The organism is Corynebacterium afermentans subsp. lipophilum, assembly GCF_030408375.1.
GTDB lineage: Bacteria > Actinomycetota > Actinomycetes > Mycobacteriales > Mycobacteriaceae > Corynebacterium > Corynebacterium lipophilum.
This window is the reverse complement of the sequence record NZ_CP046530.1, coordinates 656,175-676,678: the sequence shown is the minus strand read 5'-3', so window position 1 is coordinate 676,678 and position 20,504 is coordinate 656,175. Positions and strand designations below refer to the sequence as shown.

The following is a 20,504-nucleotide window of genomic DNA, read 5'->3' as shown; positions in this document are numbered from 1 at the left end:
CCTGCGCTTCCAACGTGAATTAGTCGTCGAAGGTTGGTCCGGCACCTTCGCCGCCGTCGAGCTCCCCCAGCGCCTCCGCCACGCTGCGGCCGCGCCGCTTCGGGGGCGCCGAGGCACGCCCGCCGATCTTCGCGCCCTTGTGGGTCGCCGTCGCCCCGTACTCCTTCAGCGAATACGCCGGCCCGCCGTCGAGCTTCTCCACGCTCAGCGGCTGCATCCGGCCCGCCCGCACCGCGTCCGTGAGCGCGCCGACCACCAGCGGCATCGGGTCGCCGACCCCGTCCGGAAACGTGTCGAAAAAGGTGGTCATGGTCTTCCCGCCGCGGGTGACGTGGGCAGCCAGGAGCCCATCGATCAACACCACCATCGCCCCGGCCGAGCGGGTCGGCCCCTGCGCCGGCCACGGCAGCCCCGCCCCGTAGGGGTTCGCCGGGTCCGTCGCCGCCAGCACGTGCACGTGCGGCTCCCGGGCGCCCGAGGGCCAGCCGACCACGTCGTCGGAATCCTGGTGACCACGCAGCCGGTCGATGGTCGCCGGGGTGGAAAACTGCGATGCCCCGAGCCCCTCCACCAGGTAGCCGCGCATCGCCTTGCCGGACGCCTCGAACCCGGACAGGGTCTTGTACGCGAGCGCGAACCCGCCGAGGATGTCCTCGGCGACCACCGAGCCGCGGGTGACCACCCCGTAGCGGTCCAGCAGGCTCTCCCCCAAGGCGACCGACCGCCGCGTCGCGTCGTCGTCGGGCGTCGGCGTCAGCGACCACCGCCCCACCATGTCCGGTGGCACGCTTGCCGCGAACGAGGTCCGCCCCGAGCGCACCCTGCTTCTCGACGGCCTCCGGCGAGCCCTGTGCGCCGTCTTGCCCCCGGCGAGCCGCGCCCGGATCGGCGCGAACGAGTCGGGGGCCAAAAACCCGGCCTCGACCAGGTCCCACATCGCCTCGCGCAGCTCCTCGGTCGTGGTTGTGGGCTCGAGGAGGTCGCTGAACAAGAACCCGCCCCCGCGGCGCACCTTCTCCATCACCTGGGACTGGGTCAACGACAGCAGCGGCTCGTCGACCTGCGGCATGAGCTGGGCGGCGTAGTCCGCCGGCAGCAGCATGATCCACGGGTCGCGCGCGCCCGCCTTGCCGGCGCCGACGATGGTGACCTCCCCCGAAGCGGTGAGCTCGTCGAGCATCACCGGCGAGTAGTCGCCCACCCGGGCCGGCAGGATGTGGGACTCCCACGCGCTGGCCGGCAGCCGCACCCCGGCGAGCTGCTCCAGCACCGAGTAGACCCCGTCCGCCCCGCGCAGCGCCGGCGTGACCCTTACCGGGGCGACGTTCGACCACGCGGGCAGGAAGCGCCCGTAGGCGGACTGCGACACCGGGCGCGTCTGGGCGCGCGCCGCCGCCAGCGAGCGCGACCGGATGATCCGCAGCACCTCAGCCGCGACGTATTCCTCTTCTTCAATACCCTGCCGGTAGCGGCCCGGGATGACCTTGTCCTTGTCCACCAGCGGCTGCAGCGCCGCGTGCGCCGCGCCGACCGCCAGGCCGAAGGCGTCGGCCAGGTCGCGCAGGGTGAACGGCCCGCGGGTGCGCACCCAGCGGCCGACCAGCTGGGCCAGGGCGTCGGGGATGGTCTGCACTTGGGCGGCGACGCCGGGCGGGACGGGCACGCCGAGGCCGTCGCGAAGCAGCGGCGCGTCCAGCACCTGGGCGACGTGCTCCCGCCCGCCGATGCGCACCCGCATCATGCGCGCGCCCAAGGCCTGCTCCAAGGACTCGAGGGGAACAGCTGTGTGGAGGCGGAGCTCGTCGATAGGCACGGGCCCCACGATGCGCAGGGTGTCGGCGAACTGCTCCGAGGTCTCGGCGCGCCCCAGCCGGCGAAGCGACGCGTCCACCTCCGCAATAATGTCGCCGTCCAAGAGTTCCCGCAGCTCAACGGTGCCGAGCAGCTTGGCCAGCAGCGACGGGTCCAGCGACAGCGCCGCGGCCCGCTTCTCCGCGAGCGGGGTGTCGCCTTCGTACATGAACGCGCCGGTGTAGTTGAACAGCAGCGACGAGGCGAAGGGGCTCGGCTGGTCCGTGGTCACCTCGGCGATGCGCACCCGGCGCGTGTTCACATCCCGCATGACCTCCTGCAGGGCGGGCAGGTCGTAGACGTCCTGGAGGCACTCGCGCACCGTCTCGAGAATGATCGGAAAGCTCGGGTAGTTGCGGGCCACATCCAGAAGCTGCTCGGCGCGCTGGCGCTGCTGCCACAGCGGCGCGCGCTTCCCGGGGTTGCGGCGCGGCAGCAGCAGGGCGCGGGCGGCGCACTCGCGGAACCGCGAGGCGAACAGGGCGGAGTTGCCCACCTGTTCGGTGACGATGTCGGCGATCTCGTCGGCGTCGAATTGGAAGATCGCCCCGTCCGGCTCCTTGTCGCCCTGCGGCAGGCGCAGCACTATGCCGTCGTCGCCCGCGACCGCCTGGGCGTCCATGCCAGTCTCCTGCGCGACCCGCCACCCGGTGGCCAGCGCCCACGCCGCGTTGACCCCCTTGCCGAAGGGGGTGTGCAGCACCACGCGCCAATCCCCCAGCTCGTCGGTGAACCGCTCGAGCACCAGCGTCTTCTCGTCCGGCAGGATGCCGGTGGCCTCCTCCTGCTCCTCGAGGTATTGCAGCAGGTTGGTCCGCGCCCGCTCGTCCAGGCTCTCATCCAGGGAGCTTTTTGCTTCTCGACGAAACGCCCCCAGCGCCTTGCCCAGCTCGTAGGGCCTGCCCAGCCCGTCGCCGGTCCAGAACGGCAGCCGGCCGGTATGCCCCGGCGCGGGTGAGACCTGCACCTGGTCGCGGGTGATGTTCTCGATGCGCCAGCTGGAGGCGCCGAGGGTGAACACGTCGCCGACGCGGGACTCGTAGACCATTTCCTCGTCGAGCTCTCCGACGCGGCGGGGGGCCTTGTCCTCGGCGCCTGCGAGCAAGAACACGCCGAACATCCCTCGGTCCGGGATGGTGCCGGCGTTGGTGACGGCGACCCGTTGGGCGCCGGGCCTCGCCTTCAGCACCGAGCCCTCGAGGATGGCGCGCGGGCGCAGTTCCGCGAAGTCCGTGGACGGGTAGATGCCGATGACCAGGTCGATCACCGAGTCGAACACCTCGCGCGCCAGGTCCCGGTACGGCCAGGCGCGGCGCACCGTGTCGTACCACTCGTCGACGTCCAGGTCCTCCACCGCCACCGCCGCCACGGTCTGCTGCGCCAGCACGTCGAGCGGGCTGCGCGGGGTGTGCAGCTCCTCGATGAGGCCCTCGCGCATCCGCGGCACCGTCACCGCCGTTTGCACCAGGTCGGAGCGGTGCTTCGGGTAGAACGTGCCCTCCGAGACCGCGCCCACGGTGTGCCCGGCGCGCCCCACGCGCTGCAGCCCGGAGGCCACCGACGGCGGCGACTCCACCTGGATGACCAGGTCGACCGCGCCCATGTCGATGCCCAGCTCCAGCGAGGAGGTGGACACCACCGCGCGCAGGGTGCCCTCTTTCAGCATGGTTTCGGTCTGGGCGCGCTCGTCTTTGGACACTGAGCCGTGGTGGGCCCGCGCGATCACGTTCGCGGCGTGGCCGGCGGTGTCGACCGACTTCATCAGCTGCGCCGGCGGGCGCCGCGTCGTAGGCGACAGCGCCTCCGGGTCGTGCTCCTTCGCCCAGAGTTCGTTGAGCTGGCTGGTCAGCCGCTCGGCGGTGCGACGCGAGTTCACGAACACGATGGTGGAGCGGTGCGCCATCACCTCGTCGTAGATGGAACGCTCGATGTGCGGCCAGATGGAGTTCACCGCGCCCGGCGGCTGGACTGGCTCCGCTTCTTCCAGCGCGTCGTCGAACACCGCGTCGTCGAAGACCGCGTCGCCGATCGTGGAGGCGTCCTCCGGCACGGGCAGGTCACTCATGTCGTCCACCGGCACCCGCACGTCCAGGTGCCAGCGCTTTTCCGCGGGCGGGTTGATGATGGTCGTTGTCGGCCCGAGGAAGTTGGCCACCGCCTCTATCGGGCGCACCGTGGCCGACAGGCCGATGCGCTGGAAGTCCCCCGCCAGCCGCCGCAGCCGCTCCAGCGAGAGCGAAAGGTGCACGCCGCGCTTCGTGCCGGCCAGGGCGTGGATCTCGTCCACGATGACCGTGTCCACCGTCCGCAAAATGCCCGCCGCCTTCGAGGTGAGCATGAGGTACAGCGACTCCGGCGTGGTGATAAGGATGTCCGGGGGCTTGCGCACCTGCCGGTTGCGCTCGGACTGCGGGGTGTCGCCGGAGCGCACCCCGACCGAGATGTCGGGCATGTCGCGGCCCAGCTTCTGCGCCACCCGCGCGATGCCGGCCAGCGGCGCGCGCAGGTTGTTCTCCACGTCTACGCCCAGCGCCTTCAGGGGCGAGATGTAGAGGACTTTCACGCCGCCGTGGGTGGAGCTGTTCGCGCCGTCGATAGGCAAGGCTTGCTGCCCGGCGCGCTCCACCAGCGAGTTCAGCGACCACAGAAACGCCGCCAGCGTCTTACCGGAGCCCGTGGGCGCGACCACCAGCGCGTTTTCGCCGTCGGAGATTGCGCGCCACGCCTGCTCCTGCACCGCGGTCGGCGCGGCGAAGACGTCCCCGAACCACTGGGCCACCTGCGGGTGGAAGCGGCTGAGGATCGGCGCGTTCATCACGCCAACCTTAGCGGTAGAGTCGGGTGCATGACTGCTCAGTACTCGGATTCCCGGCTGACCAACCTCATCGCCGAGGGCACCGGCGAGATCCTCAAAGGCGTGCGCGGCGTGGGCCTGTTGCGGGGCCGCGAGCTCGGCGAGGCGGGCGACGAGCTCGCCCAGAGCTGGATCTCCAGGGTGCTTTCGCAGCACAGGCCTGACGACGGCTTCCTGTCGGAGGAAGCCGCCGACAACCAAGACCGCCTGTCGAAGGGCAGGGTCTGGATCGTCGACCCGCTCGACGGCACGAAGGAGTTCGCCACGGGCCGCCAGGACTGGGCGGTGCACGTCGCGCTGGTGGAGGACGGGGTGCCCACCCACGCCGCGGTGGGCCTGCCGGACCTGGGTGTGGTGTTCAAGTCGTCCGATGTCCGCCACGTCTCCGGGCCGTTTGCGGGCAAGGTGGCGATGTCGAGGAACAGGCCCCCGGCCGTCGCGAAGCATGTTGCCCAAGCCCTCGACTTCGAGGTGCAGCCCGTGGGGTCCGCGGGCGCGAAGGCGATGCACGTGCTGCTCGGCGACTACGACGCCTACGTCCACGCCGGCGGTCAGTACGAGTGGGACCAGGCCGCGCCGGTGGGCGTGGCGCTCGCGGCGGGGCTGCACGCCTCGCGCCTCGACGGCACCCCGCTGCGCTACAACAACACCGACACCTACATCCCCGATATTGTGATCTGCCGCCCCGAACTCGCCGACGACATTCTTGAGGCCGCCGCCCGCTACCGCGACGAGCACGGCACCTTTGAAGGAGTAGCTAAGTGATTTCCACCCCGTACGAGGACCTGCTGCGCGACGTTTTAGAAAACGGCACCGAGAAGGGCGACCGTACCGGCACCGGCACCCGCAGCGTGTTCGGCCGCCAGATCCGCTACGACTTGTCCGAGTCCTTTCCCCTGCTGACCACGAAGAAGGTGTACTTCAAGGGTGTCGTCGGCGAGCTGCTGTGGTTCTTGCGCGGCGACTCCAACGTGCGCTGGCTGCAGGACAACGGGGTGCGCATCTGGAACGAGTGGGCCGACGACGACGGCGAGCTCGGCCCGGTCTACGGCGTGCAGTGGCGCTCCTGGCCCACCCCCGACGGCGGGCACATCGACCAGATCGAGGAGGTCCTGCGCACCCTGAAGGAGAACCCGGATTCGCGCCGCAACCTGGTGTCCGCCTGGAACGTGGCCGAGCTGGACAAGATGGCGCTGATGCCCTGCCACCTGCTGTTCCAGCTCTACGTCGCCGACGGCCGCTTGAGTATGCAGGTGTACCAGCGCTCCGCCGACATGTTCCTCGGTGTGCCGTTCAACATCGCCTCCTACGCGCTGTTGACCCACATGTTCGCCCAGCAGGCGGGCCTTGAGGTCGGCGAGCTGATCTGGACGGGCGGCGACTGCCACATTTACAACAACCACCTCGACCAGGTGCGCGAGCAGCTGACCCGCGAACCCCGCGAGTACCCGCAGCTGAAGCTGCGCAAGGCGGCGTCGATCTTCGACTACGACTTCGCCGACATCGAGGTTGAGGGCTACGACCCCCACCCCACCATCAAGGCGGAGGTGTCCGTATGACCTTGGGCGCAATCTGGGCCCAAAGCCTCGACGGCATCATCGGCGACGGCGCCGGCATGCCGTGGCACCTGCCCGAGGACCTCAAGCACTTCAAGGAGACCACCCTCGGCAGCCCCATCATCATGGGGCGGCGCACCTGGGAGTCGCTGCCCGTGCGCCCGCTGCCGGGCCGCAAGAACATCGTGCTGTCCTCGCGCGAGGACGACGAGTGGTCCGACGGCGCGTCCGTGTGCCGCGACATCCCGGATTTGGAGTCGGACGCGTGGATCATCGGCGGCGCCCAGGTCTACGAGGCCACCCTCGACGAGGTCGACGTCATCGAGCGCACACTTATCGACGTCCATCCGGACCTGCCCGCAAACAAAGCCGTCCACGCGCCCCGCATCGACGACGCCTTCGAGCTGGTCCGCGACGGCGAGTGGCAGACCTCCACGACCGGCCTGCGCTACAAGTTCCAACGTTTTGAAAGGGTTTGACATGACCGTTGCCGCACCTGAGACCTCCTCGCACGTGACCATCTTCGCCGCAGAATGGTGCCCGTTCTGCCGCAAGCTGCGCGAGCGCCTCGACCGCACCGAGACCCCCTATGATCTGGTCGACGTGGACGCCGACGGCATGGACGAGGTCAACGCCTGGATCGAGTCCGTCAACGACGGCAACCGCATCGTGCCCACGGTGCTCTACTCCGACGGCACCCACGCCACCAACCCTGAGGCCTCCGCGGTGCGCGCGAAGCTGCGCGAGCTCACCGGCGAGGAGTAGCCCCGAAGTCCCGCAGCGCCGCCTCGGCGGCCCACCACCCGGGCATGCCGTGCACCCCGGCGCCCGGCGCCGTCGACGCCGAGGCCAGGTACAGCCCCTTGCGCAGCCGGTGCGGCTGGCGCATGAGCAGCTGGGTGCCGTCCATGGCGCCGCCCGCGATGTCGCCGCCGACGAGGTTGGGGTTCCACGCCTCCAGTTCTTGCGGCGGCGTCTCGATTGTGTCTCTCACCACCGCGGTAAAGCCCGGCGCGAACCGCTCGATCTGCTTGGTGATCTTCTGCGCCACCTCGCCCGGGTAGCGCTCCCGGTAGCCGTGCGGGACATGCGCGTAGGTCCACAGCACCAGCCCCCGCGAGGGGTCGGCGGCGTACTGCTGCGCCGCCATCACGAAGGGGCGCTCGGGCATGACCCCGTTGGCCACGTCCCGCTCGGCGCGCACGATCTCTTCCGCGGTGCCGCCGACGTGCACCGTGGCCGCCTTGCCCACCCGGGGATCCGCCCACGGCACCGGGGCGACCAGCAGGAAGTCCACCTTGTGCACGCCCGGCCCGTAACGCCACCGGCGCATGGACCGGGTGCGGCGGGCGGGCAGCGACGTGCCGCGGATGCCCAACGCCTGCTTGGGGGTGCAGTTGAGGATCACTGCGTCCGCCTCGGGCAGGGTTCGCACCTCCTCGCCGCGGCGCACCACCCCGCCGTGCTCCTCGACAACTTTGGCTAGAGCCGCCGCGACCGCGCCCGAGCCTCCTTCCGCCACCGGCCAGCCGCGCGTCATCCCGAGCGCGCCGAACAACAGGCCGAACGCCCCGGTCAGCGGACGCGACGGCGAGGTGATCGCGTGCGTTGCGCTGCCTGCCAACAGGGCGCGCGCCTCCTCGGTGCGAAACGCCGCGCGCCCCAGCGCCGTGGCCGGCCACAGCCCGCGCGCGCCGAAGCGCGCCAGCGCGACCGGGTGGCCGGGCACGCGCGGCATCGGCGCGAGCACGTCTTCAAGCAGGTCGTCCACGCGCGCTACCACCGGCTTATGCAGCCGCGCCCACGCTTTCCCGTCGACACCGAGGCCCGCCGCGGTGTCCTCCAGCGAGCCAGCCAGCACCGCCGCGCCGCCATCGAACGGGTGCGCCATCTCGTACGGCGCGCGCAGCCAGCGCACCCCGTAGTCCTCCAGCTGCAGCGCCCGGAAGGCCGGGCTGGCGGCCCCGAAGGGGTGGCAGGCGGCGCCGAGGTCGACCAGCGTGGCGTCGTCAAGCATCTGCGTCGCAGCCGCACCCCCGACCTTGCCTGCGCGCTCGAGCACCTCCACCCGCCATCCGCTGGCCGCGAGGCGAGCGGCGGCCGTGAGCCCGTTGGGCCCGGCGCCGACGACAACTGCCCGAGGTTTCACCCCGCCAATGTTAGCTAGACTGCTGCCCATGAACACGAAGCAGATTGGATGGGCGCTGCACTGGGTCGTACGCATGGCAGCGTTTGTGCTGCTCATGCCGTACGCCCTGTTCAAACTGGGCCTGATGCAGATGGGCCGGCCCGACTTCCCGGAGCTGCTGATCACCCTCGGCGAGAAGTCCCCGATGGGCCTGTTGTGGACGTTCATGGGGTTCTCCCCCGTCGTGCAGTTCCTCGCGGGGCTGGCCGAATTCGTCGCCGCCCTGTTGCTCCTGTGGCGGCGCACCGCCTGGCTCGGCGGGCTGATCGGCTTCATCGATCTGGCCGTGGTGTGGCTTTTGAACATGACGTTCGACGTGCCCGTGAAGATCCCCTCGGCCATCCAGGCGCTGCTGTACCTGCTGGTGCTGGCGCCGTGGCTGCCGCGGCTGTTCCGCTTCCTCGCAGGACGTGCGACGGAGGCCGTCGAGGCGCCGCAGGTGATCGCAGCCGACAAGGTCCACCGCGTGACCCGCTTCTTCCCCGCCGTCGCCGCCGTAGTCGCACTCGGTGCGGGCGGGTTCGCGATGTTCACCGGCATCCCGAAGGCGCTCGACCGGGAAGGCACCGAGCTCTCCGGCCTGTATGCGGTATCCGGCGGCGACATCGACGCGGCTCCCGCATTGTCCGACGACCAGCGCTGGGCGGCGATCGCGTTCGGCTCCATCGACGGCCCCGCGGCCGGCAGCTTCTACCGGGTAGAGGGCGCCGAAACCCCCGAGGGGTCCTTCCATGGGCTCGCTGCCTTACGACGAGCCTCCGGCGACCTCCAGGAAGGCTTCTACACCCTCGACGGCGACCGGGTGATTATCCAGCTCACCGCCCCCATGACCGACGACGGCGTCAACGCCGCCCCGCGCGGCCCCATCGAGGAAACGATGGAGTTCACCTGGCGCGCTGAGGGCGATGGCCTCGAGCTTTCGCCTATCGACGGCACCTCCGACGCCTTCGAGCTGACCCCCTCCAAGCTCGGCACCACCCTTCTGGACCGGCCGTTCACCTGGGTCTCCCAGCCGTTCAACCGGTAGTTTGCGCAGGTAAATCGGCAAGAAATTGCGCCCCAGAGAGGAATCGAACCTCCGACACCTTCTTTAGGAGAGAAGTGCTCTATCCACTGAGCTACTAGGGCAATGGGGTAAAGAGTACCGCAGCGGTTGCATGCGCCGAAAACAGGCTCGTGGGCCCTTCCGCCGCTACCTACGGTCCGGTAGGGTTTGGTTCTAAAACTCCCCTACCCCTGCGAGGTGCCCATGACCGCCCTCAAGACAGGCCAAATCCAGCGCACCTACGTGGTCGCGGACCGCGGCGAGCGCCCAGCCGTTCGCGGCTGGTTCCACCTCGTGGCCGCCGCCCTGTCCGCCATCTCCTCGGCCGTGCTGATCACGTTCGGGTGGATGACCCTGCCGTGGCCGCAGGCCCTCGGCGTGACCATCTACGGCGCCGGCGTGGTGCTGTTGTTCGCCGTCTCCGCGATGTACCACCGGTGGCCGTGGCGCTCGGTCGAAGCGGTGCAGTGGTGGCGCCGGGCCGACCACGCCACCATCTCCGTTTTCATTGCCGCCACCTACACCCCGCTGTGCCTGATCGTCTTCGAGCCGCGCACCGCCGCGATCATGCTCGTCGTGGCCTGGGCGGGCGGCATCGGCGGGGCCGTATTGAACCTGGTGTGGATCAACCATCCCCGCTGGCTGGACGTGGTGGTCTATGTGGGCCTGGGCTGGATCATCGTGCCGCTGCTGCCGACGCTGTGGAGCTCCGCCGGCCCCGCCGTGGTGTGGCTGCTGTTCGCCGGCGGCGTCGTCTACACGCTCGGCGCACTGGTCTACGGCTTCAAGTGGCCGGGCCGCTCCGCGCGCTACTACGGCTACCACGAGCACTTCCACACCGCGACCGTCGTCGCCGCCGTGTGCCACCTCGTGGCCATTTGGATGGTGGTTGTGGGCCGCTGAGACTAGAGTGGCACATGTGACTACCTTTAATCGCCGCACGTTCCTCAAGTCCGCGGGCGCCGCAGCCGCCACCGCCGCGCTCGCCGGCAGCACCTCAGCCGCTCTCACCGCTCCCGCCGCCCGGGCCCAGCAGCGCCGGGTGCTCGGCACGGTGGTGGATTACTCGGCTGGCGTGCCGCAGGCCAGCGCCGTGAAAGCCGCCGGCCACATGGGCGCGGTGCGCTACGTCTCCGACCGCCGCCCCGGCGCCGAATGGATGCGCGGCAAGCCTGTGACCGCGGCCGAAACCCGCGACTACAAGGCCAACGGCCTGGCCGTCGCCTCGGTGTACCAGTTCGGCCGCGCCGAGACCGCCGATTGGAAGCGCGGCGCGCTCGGCGCCGCCGCCCACGCCCCGAAGGCGATGGCGCTGCACACCGCGGCAGGCGGGCCGACCGGGCGCCCGATCTACGTGGCCATCGACGACAACCCCACCCTCGAGCAGTTCAACAACCAGATCAACCCGTATTTGACGGCCATGGGTACTGCCTTCAGCGCCGCCGGTTTCCAGCTCGGCGTGTACGGCAACTATTACACCATTGCCTGGTGCCTCGAAGACGGCATCGGCTCCTACTTCTGGCAGCACGACTGGGGCTCCCGCGGCAAGGTCCACCCGCGGGCGAACCTCCACCAGGTCGCTGGCCAGCAGGCCTCGATCCAGGGCGTGCAGGTGGACATCAACAACGTCTACGCCTCCGACTGGGGCCAGTGGACCCCGGGGCAACCCTCCCCGCTGACCAACCTGACGCCAGGCGACTGGTCCGCACTGCTTCAGGGCAGCAGCCAGCTGTCGTCCTCCTGGATGAGGTAGCGCCACGAAAAACGGCCCGGAACCTCCGGGCCGTTTTTGTTTCGAGCTAGCGCTCAACCTTAGTGGTCGACGGGGGCCTCGACGCCGACACCGGTCAGCGAGCGGACCTCCATCTCGGCCTGCAGCTCGTCGAAGTTGTCCGGCTTGCCAAGGTAGGTGCCGACAATGCCGGCGAGGAAGCCGAGCGGGATGGACACCAAGCCCGGGCTGGTCAGCGGGAAGATGGACCAGTCGGCGTTGGGGAACATCGCCGTCGGGCTGCCGGAGACCGCCGGCGACAGAGCGATCAGCACCAGGGCGGAGATCAGGCCGGTGTAGATCGACGCCACCGCGCCGGTGGTGTTGAAGCGCTTCCAGTACAGGGAGTACAGGATGGTCGGCAGGTTCGCGGACGCCGCGACGGCGAACGCCAGGGAGACCAGGAAGGCCACGTTCTGCTGCATCGCCAGGATGCCCAGGATGATGGAGACGATGCCCAGCACGACCACGGTGATGCGGGAGACGCGGACCTGCTCTTCTTCGGTGGCCTGGCCGTCGCGAAGCACTGCGTCGTAGATGTCGTGGGCGATGGATGCGGAGGCGGTGATGGCCAGGCCGGCGACGACCGCCAGCACCGTCGCAAAGGCGACTGCGGAAATCAGCGCCATGAAGATGGAGCCGCCGAGCTCGAATGCGAGCAGCGGGGCCGCCGAGTTCGCGCCGCCGGGGGCTGCGAGGATGCGGTCCGGGCCGACGAAGGCGGCCGCGGCGTAGCCCAGGATCAGGGTGAGCAGGTAGAAAGAGCCGATGAGCACGATCGCCCAGGTCACGGACTTACGCGCCTCCTTAGCGGTGGGCACAGTGTAGAAGCGCATGAGCACGTGCGGCAGACCTGCGGTACCGAGCACCAGGGAAAGCCCGAGGGAGATGAAGTCCAGCTTGGAAGTGGTGGTCTCGCCGTATTTCAGGCCCGGCTTCATAATCTCCTCGGCCTCGTAGCCCTTCTCCGCGAGGTAGCTAGACGCGGAGTGGGTGTCGATGGCCTGGTCGAACACCGCGGTCAGGCCGCCCTTGGCCATGATGAACGCCAGCACCGACATGATCAGCACGCCGGTGATGAGCAGCACAGCCTTGATCATCTGCACGTACGTGGTGCCCTTCATGCCGCCGACGAGGACGTAGATGATCATGATCACGCCGACGATGCCCACGCAGATCGCCTGCGCGGTAAAGGAGTGCAGGTTCAGCAGCACGGACACCAGGGAGCCCGCGCCAGCCATCTGGGCGATGAGGTAGAACAGCGACACGAACAGGGTGCCGAACGCCGCGGCGACGCGCACCGGCTTCTGGCGCAGGCGGAACGACAGCACGTCGGCCATGGTGAAGCGGCCGACGTTGCGCAGCGGCTCCGCCACCAGCAGCAGCGCGACCAGCCACGCGACGAAGAAGCCGATGGAGTACAGGAAGCCGTCGTAGCCGTTGAGCGCGATCGAGCCGACGATGCCGAGGAAGGATGCGGCGGAAAGATAGTCGCCGGCGATGGCGAGGCCGTTTTGCGTGCCGCTAAACGACGCACCGCCGGTGTAGAAGTCCGCGGATTCGCTTGTGGTCTTGCCAGCGCGGGTCACAATGTAGAGGGTGACCATGATGAAGGCGCCGAAAATGGCGATGTTGAGCAGCGGGTTGCCGGCTGCTTCCCCGGCTTCGGCTGCAAACAGGTGAGTCTGCATGGTTTAGCCCTCCATCTCTTCGCGGATATGAGCCGCGCGCGGCTCGATGTTCTTGTTCGCCCACGAGACGTAGATCCAGGTGATCAAAAACGTGGTGAAAAACTGCGCCAAGCCGAGCCAGAGGCCGACGTTGAGGCCGAGGAAGTCCTTGGCCATCACGTCGGGGGCGAAAGTGGCGAAGACGACGTAGAAGACGTACCAGAGGAACGCCGCGATCATCACGGGGAAGGTGAATCCGCGGAACGTGCCTCGCAGATCCTGGAATTCGGGGCTTTGCTGCATGGCCACGAACTCGTCAGGAGTTGGCTCGCGGCGTTGCGGGACAGCGGTGGAACCGGCCATGGCCTCGATCCTTTCTTATGCACGGGAATAAGGTCTTTGCCGCGCCGGAATTATGTGATCTCCGACTCAACAATGTGAATGTAATCTATCACACAGTCGCATGCACGTTGTTCCACAAATCGCTTTAAATTTTTTGCCAGGAAATATCGCAGCAAAGAAAAACCGCCCGGCCACGATCAACGCGGCCGGGCGGCTCAACACCAATCCCCTACCCAGGGAACGTCAACGGGTCGCCTGAGAGGCGCTCACCTTTCACACCGTCTAGGGCGGCGACGTCCTCGCTGTCCAGCGTGACACCCACCGCGCCGAGATTTTCCTCCAGACGCTTCGGGTTGGCGGTCTTCGGCACCACGGAGCAGCCAAGCTGCATCAGGTACGCCAGCGAGACCTGCGCAGCGGTCGCGCCGTGCTTGTCGGCGACGGCCTGGATGGCCGGGTCGTCGAAGTTCGAGCCGCGGGCAAGCGGTGCCCACGCCTCGGTCACGATATCGCGCTCGTCGTGGTAGGCGCGCAGCTCGGGCTGGGTGAACCCGGCGTGCAGCTCCACCTGGTTGAGCACCGGGGAAATGCCGGTGGCCTCGATAATCTCGTCGAGCACCTCCGGGTAGAAGTTGGCCACGCCGACAGACTGCAGCCGACCCATCCCCTGCAGCTCCGCGACCTGCTCGAAGGCCTTCACGTAAGTGCCGTGCTGCGGCCACGGCCAGTGCACGAGGTAGAGGTCAATGAATTCGAGGTCGAGGCGCTCGAGCGACTCTTGGTAGGCCTCGGCCACGCGCTCCTGGTCGTCGTTCCACAGCTTGGTGGTCACAAACAGCTCTTCGCGCGTGACGTCGCCGGCCTTGATCGCTGCGTTGATGGCCTTACCCACCTCGACTTCGTTGTCGTAGAGCGCCGCGGTGTCGATGTGGCGGTAGCCGAGCTCGATCGCGGTGCGCACGATGGGCTCCACCTCGTCGCCGGTCAGCTTGTAGGTGCCGAGGCCGAGGAGGGGGAAATCGTAGCCGTCGTTAAGTGTGGTGACCGGGATGCGCATGGCAGCCTCCTAGCTGGCGTCGAGCAGGTCGATGATGAACACGAGGGTGCGCCCGGACAGCGGGTGCCCGCCGCCCGCTGGGCCGTATGCCTTTTCCGGCGGGATGGTCAGCTGGCGGCGGCCGCCGACCTTCATGCCGGGGATACCTTCCTGCCAGCCCTGGATCAGGCCGGTGAGCGGGAACTCTGCGGCCTCGCCACGGTCCCAGGAGGAGTCGAACTCCTCGCCCGTTTCAAAGTCCACGCCAAGGTAGTGGACCTTGACATAACCGCCGGCCACGGCCTCTGCGCCCTCGCCGACAGTGATGTCCTCGATGACGAGGTCTGCAGGCGCCGGGCCCTCCGGCTTGTCGATGAACGGCTTTTCCATAGCGTTGAAACTCCTTGCAAATTATGTGGGCAAGTTGTGCGGCCCAATACAAAACCGCCGAGAACTTCCTCCCAAAATTATAAGGGAAGCTCAGTTCTCGGCGGTGGAGCGTCGAAGCATGCCGCTTATCGACGCCTTTCGGTTGCGCCTAGCGCTGGTCGCGCGGCACGAAGTCGCGCTGCTGGTAGCCGGTGTAGATCTGGCGCGGGCGGTTGATCTTCGTGTTCATCTCGAGCTGCTCGCGGTACTGGGCGATCCAGCCCGGCAGGCGGCCGATGGCGAACAGGACGGTGAAGAAGTCCGTCGGGAAGCCCATGGCGCGGTAGATCAGGCCGGTGTAGAAGTCCACGTTCGGGTAGAGCTTGCGCTCGATGAAGTACTCGTCCTTCAGCGCGATCTCCTCGAGCTTCATGGCCAGGTCCAGCAGCTCGTCGCCGCCGAGGTGCTCGAGCACCTCATGTGCGGTGTCCTTGACGATCGCGGCGCGCGGGTCGTAGTTCTTGTACACGCGGTGGCCGAAGCCCATCAGGCGCACGCCCTTTTCCTTGTTCTTCACGCGGTTCATGAAGTCGGTGGCGTCGCCGTCGTGGTTGTTCTTGATGTCCTCGAGCATCTCCAGCACGGCCTGGTTTGCGCCGCCGTGCAGCGGGCCTGCCAGTGCGTTGATGCCGCCTGCGATGGAGACGAACATGTTGGCCTGGGCGGAGGCGATCATGCGCACGGTGGAGGTGGAGCAGTTCTGCTCGTGGTCCGCGTGCAGGATGAGCAGCTTGTCCAGGGCCTTGGTCAGCACCGGATCGACGTGGTAGTCCTCGGTCGGGTACCCGAACATCATGCGCATGAAGTTCTCGCGCGGGTTCAGGGAGTTGTCCGGGTACATGTACGGCTTGCCGCGGGATGCGCGGTAGGCGTACGCGGCGAGCATCGGCACCTTGGCCATCAGGCGCACGGTTGCCTTGTCCAGCTGCTCCTCGTCCAGCGGGTCGAGCTGGTCCTGGTAGTAGGCGGAGAGAATGTTCACCGAGGAGGCGAGCACGGCCATCGGGTGGGCGTTGCGCGGGAAGATGTTGAACGCGGCCTTGAAGTCCTCGTCCAGCAGGGTGTGGTGGCGCAGCTCGGAGTTGAAGTTCTCCAGCTCGTCGGTGGTGGGCAGCTCACCGTTGATCAGCAGGTAGGACACCTCGTTGAAGGTGGCGTTTTCTGCGAGGTCCGCGATGTCGTAGCCGCGGTAGCGCAGGATGCCTGCTTCGCCGTCGATGTAGGTGATCTTGGACTCGGTGGAGCCGGTAGAAACGTAGCCAGGGTCGAAGGTGACCAGGCCGGTTTCGCCGAGAAGCTTGCCCAGCACGACACCGTCATTGCCTTCGGTGGCGTGCATGATGTCCATCTCGTACTCGCCGCCCGGGTAGTGGAGTACGGCCTTATCCTTGTTCTCAGTAGCCACTGATTTCCCCTTCCAGGTAGTTTTCTCGGCTGTCTTTGGGATAGCTCCCGGCAACCTGTTTTTACGTAAGGCACTGTATCAAAGTTTGTGACGCGTCTGACAACAACGGCAGCTGCCTGGACACACCACAGAGAACCGGGCGGGTACGCCCGCAGGTGCGGGCTCGTCCGTTAAGCTGGTCGGGTATCTGCCCGGCGGAAAGGTGACGTATGCGCGAGCTGTACTTCTTGGAAGACGAGTCGACGGAGACGTTTTTCGTCCTCCGCGACGACAACGGGATGCGTTACCAGTTGGCGCGGACCGAGCTTGAGCCTTCGCCTACCGACGGCGCTTCCGTCACCGCCCCCTCCACCCCCGACCGCGACACGGCGGTGACCGTGTTGGACACGACCGCCGACGAGCCCGAGACCGACTCCGCCGACGTAGAGGAACCCGCTGCCCAAAAGCCAGCGCCCGCGCCGGTGGAGCGCTCCCTGCCGGAGCCGGACCCGCTCTACGCCACTCCCCTGTCCATGCGCCCGAACGAGATCCAGGCGCGCCTGCGCGCCGGCGCCACCGCCACCGCGCTGGCCGAGGAGATGGGCGTGGCCGAAAGCCGCCTCGATGTGTACGCCCACCCGGTGCTGCTGGAGCGCGCCCAGGTGGCGGAGGCCGCGAAGCAGTCCCACCCGGTGCGCGAGGACGGCCCCGCGAAGCAGACCTTATTCGAGATCCTCGCCACCGCGTTCGCGGCCCGCGGGCACTCGATCAGCGACGCGGAATGGGACGCCACCCGCGAGCAGGGCGACAGCTGGGTCGTCCACGTCACCTGGAAGGCCGGGCTGACGGAGAACGAGGCGCTGTGGACCTTCAAGCGCTCCATGGGCTCCGCCGCCCAGACGGAGGCGCGCAACGCCATGGCCGCGGACCTGACGGACCCGGATTTCGCGCAGCCGGTGCGTTCACTGTCCGCGGTGCGAGCGGACGTAAGTGACGACGACCCCACCAGCGCCACCGGGCCTCAAGCTGCCCCGGAAGCTGATGTCACGGAGTTGCCGGTGGAGGGCAACCCGGAGGTCGTCGATACGCGAGACGATGTGCTCGAGGGCGACTTCCTGCGCCACCCGGACGAGGACGAACAGCCGAAGAAGCGCCGCCGCAAGGCTGTCACCCCGCACTGGGAGGACGTGTTGCTGGGGGTTCGCACGAACACCAAGCGCCCGAAGCGTTGAGCACCCTAGGATGTATGCATGAGTTTCCCAGCGGTTCTTACGCTTTGGTTTGTCAACACCGCCGACCCGGCAGGCGTGCTCGAGCGCGAGCCGAAGGCCGACCGCGGGTTCGGCCGCAAGCTGCTTTCCCAGGTCAACCCGGCATGGCCGATCACACCGATCGGCTCGTTTCCGCTGAACCGCTCCTCGGTGCCGGGCCGCGACGAGTTCTACATCGCGGGCTTCCCTGGGGTCTCGGTGATGCGGATGCTTGTCGACGACGCCTCGGCTCTGTCCACCACAACCCCGTGGCATTCGGCCCTTCCCGCCTCTGACGTGTTTGTCATCGCGACCGGCACGGATAGCGACTACGGCGGGTTCGCGCACTTCACCGGCGAGACTGTGGTGCGCAGCTTCAGCGCTACCCGCACCCAGGTCATCGAGGACCTCGGCCTGCCGGAGCCGTTCGAGGCACCGTACTGGGCGGGCGAGCGCGCCGAGGCAGCCGGCGGCATCTCGCTGCCGTTCGAGCCGCGCGACCTCGCGCTGTCTGCAGAGCGGCACTGGCTCGGCGTGGACATCGGCGAGGACGGCCCCGACATCAACGTCGTCGGCTACGCGGTGGACGGCCGCCCCGAGCCGAAAATCGAGGAAAAGAAAACGCCCGCGGTGAAGTCGGTGGACGCTGTGGCCGCGAAGTTCGCGGAGAAGTCGAAGGCGTACGACGACTACGAGGACGCGCCTGACCAGCAGCGCGGCGACGAGTTCGCCGAGCTTGCCGACGCCTCCGTGGCCGCCGCGAAACGCGTCGGCCGGGGCCTGCGCGCACGCGCGGCGGAGCTGTGGAAGGCGCTTTCGGAGCGCATCCGCCACTTCGACCGCTAACGGTTCCTTTCGTAAAACGCGATCGCGGCGGACGTGGCCACGTTGAGCGAATCCGTGCCCGGCGCCATGGGGATCTTGGCGCGCACGTCGGTGGCGCGCATCGCGTGCGGGGTCAGGCCGGGGCCCTCCCCGCCGACTAGGAAAGCCACCTTGTCGTGGCCCTGGATCGCGTCTCTCAGCTCGACGGCGTCGTCGGCCGGGGTGAGCGAGATGAGCCACCAGCCGGCCTCGCGCAGCTGCTCCAGCGAGCGCTGCCACGTCGTCGGCGTGCCGTCGAGGTGCGCGAACGGGGTGCGCAGGACGTGCCCCATGGACACACGCACGGCCCGCCGGTACAGCGGGTCGGCGGTGGCGGCGCCGAAGAGCACGCCGTCGACGCTCATGCCCGCGGCGTTGCGGAAGATGGACCCGATGTTCTCGTGGTCGCCCACGCCCTCCAAGATCACGAGGGTGCGCGCGCCCTCGAGCACCTCCGCGACGGAAAGCGGCTCCGGCTTGTCGGCGGAGACCAGCAGCCCGCGGTGCATGTCGTAGCCGGCGACCTCGCCCATGATGGCGCGGGTGATCTGGTAGACGGGCACGCCGCGGCTCTCGAGCTCGTCGCCGTAATCGGCCATGAAGGACTCGAGCCGCCCGCCGAAGCCGAACACGGCGCGCACCGGGAAGCGGGATTCCACCAACCGGCCGGCCACGAGCGGACCCTCAGCGAAGACCAGCCCTTTTTCCTTGTCCGAATGTTTCAGGTCGCGGATGTCGTCGAGGCGGGGGTCCGACGGGTCGTCGATAGGCACAAGCATTTAGCTCAGCGCCGCCATGATCGGGCCCTGCGCGAAGTACACCACGAACAGGGCGGAGATGAGCCACATGATCCAGTGAATCTCCTTCGCCTTGCCGGCGAACAGGCTCATCAGGGTAAAGGAGATGAAGCCGACGCCAATGCCGTTGGCGATGGAGTAAGTCAGCGGCATGGTCACGATGGTCAGAAACGCCGGCAGGGCGATAGTGAACTCGGACCACTCGATCTGGCCGACCTGCATCATCATCAGCGCACCGACGACCACGAGCACGGGGGCTGCGGCCTCGATGGGCACGATCTCGTAGAGCGGGGTGAAAAACATCGCGACGAGGAACAGCACGCCGGTAACAACGTTGGCCAGGCCGGTGCGCGCACCGTCCGCGATACCAGCGGAGGAATCGACGAACACGGTATTCGACGACGCCGAGGTCGCGCCGCCGACGACGGCACCGAAGCCCTCGACGACCAGGGCGCGCTTCATGTCCGGCAGCACGGCGTGTTCGTCGGTAAGCCCGGCCTGGCGGCCAAGTGCGGTCATGGTGCCCATGGCGTCGAAGAAGTTGGCCAGCACGAGGGTGAACACGAGCAGCGACGCGGAGATCACTCCGAGGTTCACAAACGCGCCGAACAGGTCCACGTTGCCCACGATGGACAGGTCCGGGATGCCGCCGAAGCTGTCCGGCAGGCCCGGCACCGCCATGCCCCACCCCTCCGGGTTGTCCGCGGAGGAGCCGGCGCCAGTCAGCGCCTCGACCACCATGGCGATGACGGTGGTGAGCAAGATACCGATGAACAACCCGCCGCGGATGTTGCGCGCGACCATGAAGCCGCAGATGAACAGGCCGATGACGAACACGAACGTGGGCCAGGACGAAATGGAGCCGCCGGTGCCCAGCTGCACCGGCACGGTGGTCATGGCGGCGTCGGGGATGCGGCGGACAAAGCCGGCGTCCACAAGCCCGATGGTGGCGATGAACATGCCGATGCCCACGCTCATGGCCACCTTCATGGAATCCGGGATGGCGTTGAACACGGCGGTGCGGAAGCCGGAGACGGCCAGCAGCACGATGATGATGCCGTCGATGACCACCAGGCCCATGGCCTCTGGCCAGGTCAGGCCCTGCTGCCCCACCATGGTCACCGCGACCAGGGTGTTGATGCCCAGGCCGGTGGCGATGCCGAACGGGTACTTGGCAATCACGCCGAACAGGATGCTCATCACGCCGGCGGCGAGCGCCGTTGCGGCGGCGACCTGCGGGATGCCCAAGACAACGCCTTCGCGGTCCGGGCTGGTGCCGATGATCAGAGGGTTGAGCAGCACGATGTAGGCCATCGCGAAGAACGTCACTACCCCGGCGCGCACCTCGGTGCCGACCGTGGATCCGCGCTCACTGATGTGGAAGAAGGTGTCCAGCGCGCCGCGCGGCTGCGGCTGGTCCTTATGCAGTTTTGCTCCGGTGGTGGTACTCACGTCGCATTAGTGTCG

18 protein-coding genes and 1 tRNA gene are annotated in these 20,504 nt (G+C 68.0%); 9 read left to right on the top strand and 10 right to left on the bottom strand.

The window, feature by feature from the left end:
• Positions 1-19: 19 nt before the first annotated feature.
• Positions 20-4,666, bottom strand: coding sequence for an ATP-dependent helicase (locus CAFEL_RS03220; protein WP_194560458.1), 4,647 nt, complete (start codon positions 4,664-4,666; stop codon positions 20-22).
• Positions 4,667-4,696: 30 nt separating this feature from the next.
• On the opposite strand from CAFEL_RS03220, the gene CAFEL_RS03215 reads away from it, so the two are divergent.
• Genes CAFEL_RS03215 through CAFEL_RS03200 form a run of 4 tightly spaced genes read left to right on the top strand, consistent with a single transcriptional unit; the run spans position 4,697 to position 7,026 of the window.
• Positions 4,697-5,470, top strand: coding sequence for a 3'(2'),5'-bisphosphate nucleotidase CysQ (locus tag CAFEL_RS03215; protein WP_194560459.1), 774 nt, complete (start codon positions 4,697-4,699; stop codon positions 5,468-5,470).
• Positions 5,467-6,264: a thymidylate synthase gene (locus CAFEL_RS03210; RefSeq protein WP_194560460.1), complete on the top strand. Its 798-nt coding sequence runs from the start codon at positions 5,467-5,469 to the stop codon at positions 6,262-6,264. Before CAFEL_RS03215 ends, CAFEL_RS03210 begins: the two co-directional genes overlap by 4 nt.
• On the top strand, positions 6,261-6,740 hold the full coding sequence (locus tag CAFEL_RS03205) for a dihydrofolate reductase (RefSeq protein ID WP_194560461.1): 480 nt from the start codon (positions 6,261-6,263) through the stop codon (positions 6,738-6,740). The genes CAFEL_RS03210 and CAFEL_RS03205 overlap by 4 nt, the downstream gene beginning before the upstream one ends.
• 1 nt (position 6,741) lies before the next feature.
• Positions 6,742-7,026 (top strand): mycoredoxin, encoded by a 285-nt coding sequence (locus CAFEL_RS03200; RefSeq protein WP_126858355.1) that lies wholly within the window; start codon positions 6,742-6,744, stop codon positions 7,024-7,026.
• On the opposite strand, the gene CAFEL_RS03195 is transcribed toward CAFEL_RS03200, so the two are convergent.
• Positions 7,010-8,440: a phytoene desaturase family protein gene (locus tag CAFEL_RS03195; RefSeq protein ID WP_194560462.1), complete on the bottom strand. Its 1,431-nt coding sequence runs from the start codon at positions 8,438-8,440 to the stop codon at positions 7,010-7,012. The genes CAFEL_RS03200 and CAFEL_RS03195 overlap by 17 nt on opposite strands.
• Between CAFEL_RS03195 and CAFEL_RS03190 the strand changes: the two genes are divergently transcribed.
• Positions 8,439-9,476: a hypothetical protein gene (locus tag CAFEL_RS03190; protein ID WP_194560463.1), complete on the top strand. Its 1,038-nt coding sequence runs from the start codon at positions 8,439-8,441 to the stop codon at positions 9,474-9,476. The two genes, CAFEL_RS03195 and CAFEL_RS03190, sit on opposite strands and share 2 nt — an antisense overlap.
• 28 nt (positions 9,477-9,504) lie before the next feature.
• Here CAFEL_RS03190 and CAFEL_RS03185 read toward each other — a convergent pair.
• Positions 9,505-9,577: transfer RNA gene (locus CAFEL_RS03185), tRNA-Arg, on the bottom strand.
• A 121-nt stretch (positions 9,578-9,698) separates the two neighbouring features.
• On the opposite strand from CAFEL_RS03185, the gene trhA reads away from it, so the two are divergent.
• The gene (trhA, locus tag CAFEL_RS03180) at positions 9,699-10,397 is read left to right on the top strand and encodes a PAQR family membrane homeostasis protein TrhA (protein WP_194560464.1); all 699 of its coding nucleotides are present in this window, start codon (positions 9,699-9,701) and stop codon (positions 10,395-10,397) included.
• Positions 10,398-10,404: 7 nt separating this feature from the next.
• Positions 10,405-11,247, top strand: a complete 843-nt coding sequence (locus CAFEL_RS03175) for a DUF1906 domain-containing protein (RefSeq protein ID WP_194560465.1) — start codon at positions 10,405-10,407, stop codon at positions 11,245-11,247.
• A 59-nt stretch (positions 11,248-11,306) separates the two neighbouring features.
• On the opposite strand, the gene CAFEL_RS03170 is transcribed toward CAFEL_RS03175, so the two are convergent.
• The 5 genes from CAFEL_RS03170 to CAFEL_RS03150 all read right to left on the bottom strand — a co-directional run bounded on the left by CAFEL_RS03170 (position 11,307) and on the right by CAFEL_RS03150 (position 16,147).
• The gene (locus CAFEL_RS03170; protein ID WP_194560466.1) at positions 11,307-12,956 is read right to left on the bottom strand and encodes a monocarboxylic acid transporter; all 1,650 of its coding nucleotides are present in this window, start codon (positions 12,954-12,956) and stop codon (positions 11,307-11,309) included.
• 3 nt (positions 12,957-12,959) lie between these two features.
• Positions 12,960-13,298 (bottom strand): DUF485 domain-containing protein, encoded by a 339-nt coding sequence (locus tag CAFEL_RS03165; protein WP_063938221.1) that lies wholly within the window; start codon positions 13,296-13,298, stop codon positions 12,960-12,962.
• A 208-nt stretch (positions 13,299-13,506) separates the two neighbouring features.
• On the bottom strand, positions 13,507-14,334 hold the full coding sequence (locus tag CAFEL_RS03160) for an aldo/keto reductase (RefSeq protein ID WP_194560467.1): 828 nt from the start codon (positions 14,332-14,334) through the stop codon (positions 13,507-13,509).
• A 9-nt stretch (positions 14,335-14,343) separates the two neighbouring features.
• Complete coding sequence (fkpA, locus tag CAFEL_RS03155) at positions 14,344-14,703, bottom strand: FKBP-type peptidyl-prolyl cis-trans isomerase FkpA (RefSeq protein WP_194560468.1); 360 nt, start codon at positions 14,701-14,703, stop codon at positions 14,344-14,346.
• A 148-nt stretch (positions 14,704-14,851) separates the two neighbouring features.
• Entirely contained in the window at positions 14,852-16,147 is a 1,296-nt protein-coding gene (locus CAFEL_RS03150; RefSeq protein ID WP_194560469.1) for a citrate synthase, read from the bottom strand.
• Between the two features lie 209 nt (positions 16,148-16,356).
• On the opposite strand from CAFEL_RS03150, the gene sepH reads away from it, so the two are divergent.
• Both sepH and CAFEL_RS03140 read left to right on the top strand, forming a co-directional pair.
• Positions 16,357-17,358, top strand: a complete 1,002-nt coding sequence (gene sepH, locus CAFEL_RS03145) for a septation protein SepH (protein ID WP_194560470.1) — start codon at positions 16,357-16,359, stop codon at positions 17,356-17,358.
• A gap of 18 nt (positions 17,359-17,376) precedes the next feature.
• Entirely contained in the window at positions 17,377-18,222 is an 846-nt protein-coding gene (locus CAFEL_RS03140; RefSeq protein WP_194560471.1) for a DUF6928 family protein, read from the top strand.
• Here the strand turns inward: CAFEL_RS03140 and CAFEL_RS03135 are convergent.
• Together CAFEL_RS03135 and CAFEL_RS03130 are read right to left on the bottom strand one after the other, a co-directional pair.
• Positions 18,219-19,019 carry a TrmH family RNA methyltransferase gene (locus CAFEL_RS03135; RefSeq protein ID WP_194560472.1) on the bottom strand — a complete coding sequence of 267 codons (801 nt, stop codon included), beginning with the start codon at positions 19,017-19,019 and terminating at the stop codon, positions 18,219-18,221. The two genes, CAFEL_RS03140 and CAFEL_RS03135, sit on opposite strands and share 4 nt — an antisense overlap.
• Positions 19,020-20,489, bottom strand: coding sequence for an NCS2 family permease (locus CAFEL_RS03130; RefSeq protein ID WP_194560473.1), 1,470 nt, complete (start codon positions 20,487-20,489; stop codon positions 19,020-19,022).
• Positions 20,490-20,504 lie beyond the last annotated feature (15 nt).

Bases quoted from the DNA above. Each gene is read 5' to 3' on its own strand.
- CAFEL_RS03220 (WP_194560458.1), bottom strand. From the start codon at position 4,666: ATGAACGCGCCGATCCTCAGCCGCTTCCACCCGCAGGTGGCCCAGTGG.
- CAFEL_RS03215 (WP_194560459.1), top strand. From the start codon at position 4,697: ATGACTGCTCAGTACTCGGATTCCCGGCTGACCAACCTCATCGCCGAG.
- CAFEL_RS03205 (WP_194560461.1), top strand. From the start codon at position 6,261: ATGACCTTGGGCGCAATCTGGGCCCAAAGCCTCGACGGCATCATCGGC.
- CAFEL_RS03200 (WP_126858355.1), top strand. From the start codon at position 6,742: ATGACCGTTGCCGCACCTGAGACCTCCTCGCACGTGACCATCTTCGCC.
- CAFEL_RS03190 (WP_194560463.1), top strand. From the start codon at position 8,439: ATGAACACGAAGCAGATTGGATGGGCGCTGCACTGGGTCGTACGCATG.
- CAFEL_RS03195 (WP_194560462.1), bottom strand. From the start codon at position 8,440: ATGGGCAGCAGTCTAGCTAACATTGGCGGGGTGAAACCTCGGGCAGTT.
- trhA (WP_194560464.1), top strand. From the start codon at position 9,699: ATGACCGCCCTCAAGACAGGCCAAATCCAGCGCACCTACGTGGTCGCG.
- CAFEL_RS03170 (WP_194560466.1), bottom strand. From the start codon at position 12,956: ATGCAGACTCACCTGTTTGCAGCCGAAGCCGGGGAAGCAGCCGGCAAC.
- CAFEL_RS03165 (WP_063938221.1), bottom strand. From the start codon at position 13,298: ATGGCCGGTTCCACCGCTGTCCCGCAACGCCGCGAGCCAACTCCTGAC.
- CAFEL_RS03160 (WP_194560467.1), bottom strand. From the start codon at position 14,334: ATGCGCATCCCGGTCACCACACTTAACGACGGCTACGATTTCCCCCTC.
- fkpA (WP_194560468.1), bottom strand. From the start codon at position 14,703: ATGGAAAAGCCGTTCATCGACAAGCCGGAGGGCCCGGCGCCTGCAGAC.
- sepH (WP_194560470.1), top strand. From the start codon at position 16,357: ATGCGCGAGCTGTACTTCTTGGAAGACGAGTCGACGGAGACGTTTTTC.
- CAFEL_RS03140 (WP_194560471.1), top strand. From the start codon at position 17,377: ATGAGTTTCCCAGCGGTTCTTACGCTTTGGTTTGTCAACACCGCCGAC.
- CAFEL_RS03135 (WP_194560472.1), bottom strand. From the start codon at position 19,019: ATGCTTGTGCCTATCGACGACCCGTCGGACCCCCGCCTCGACGACATC.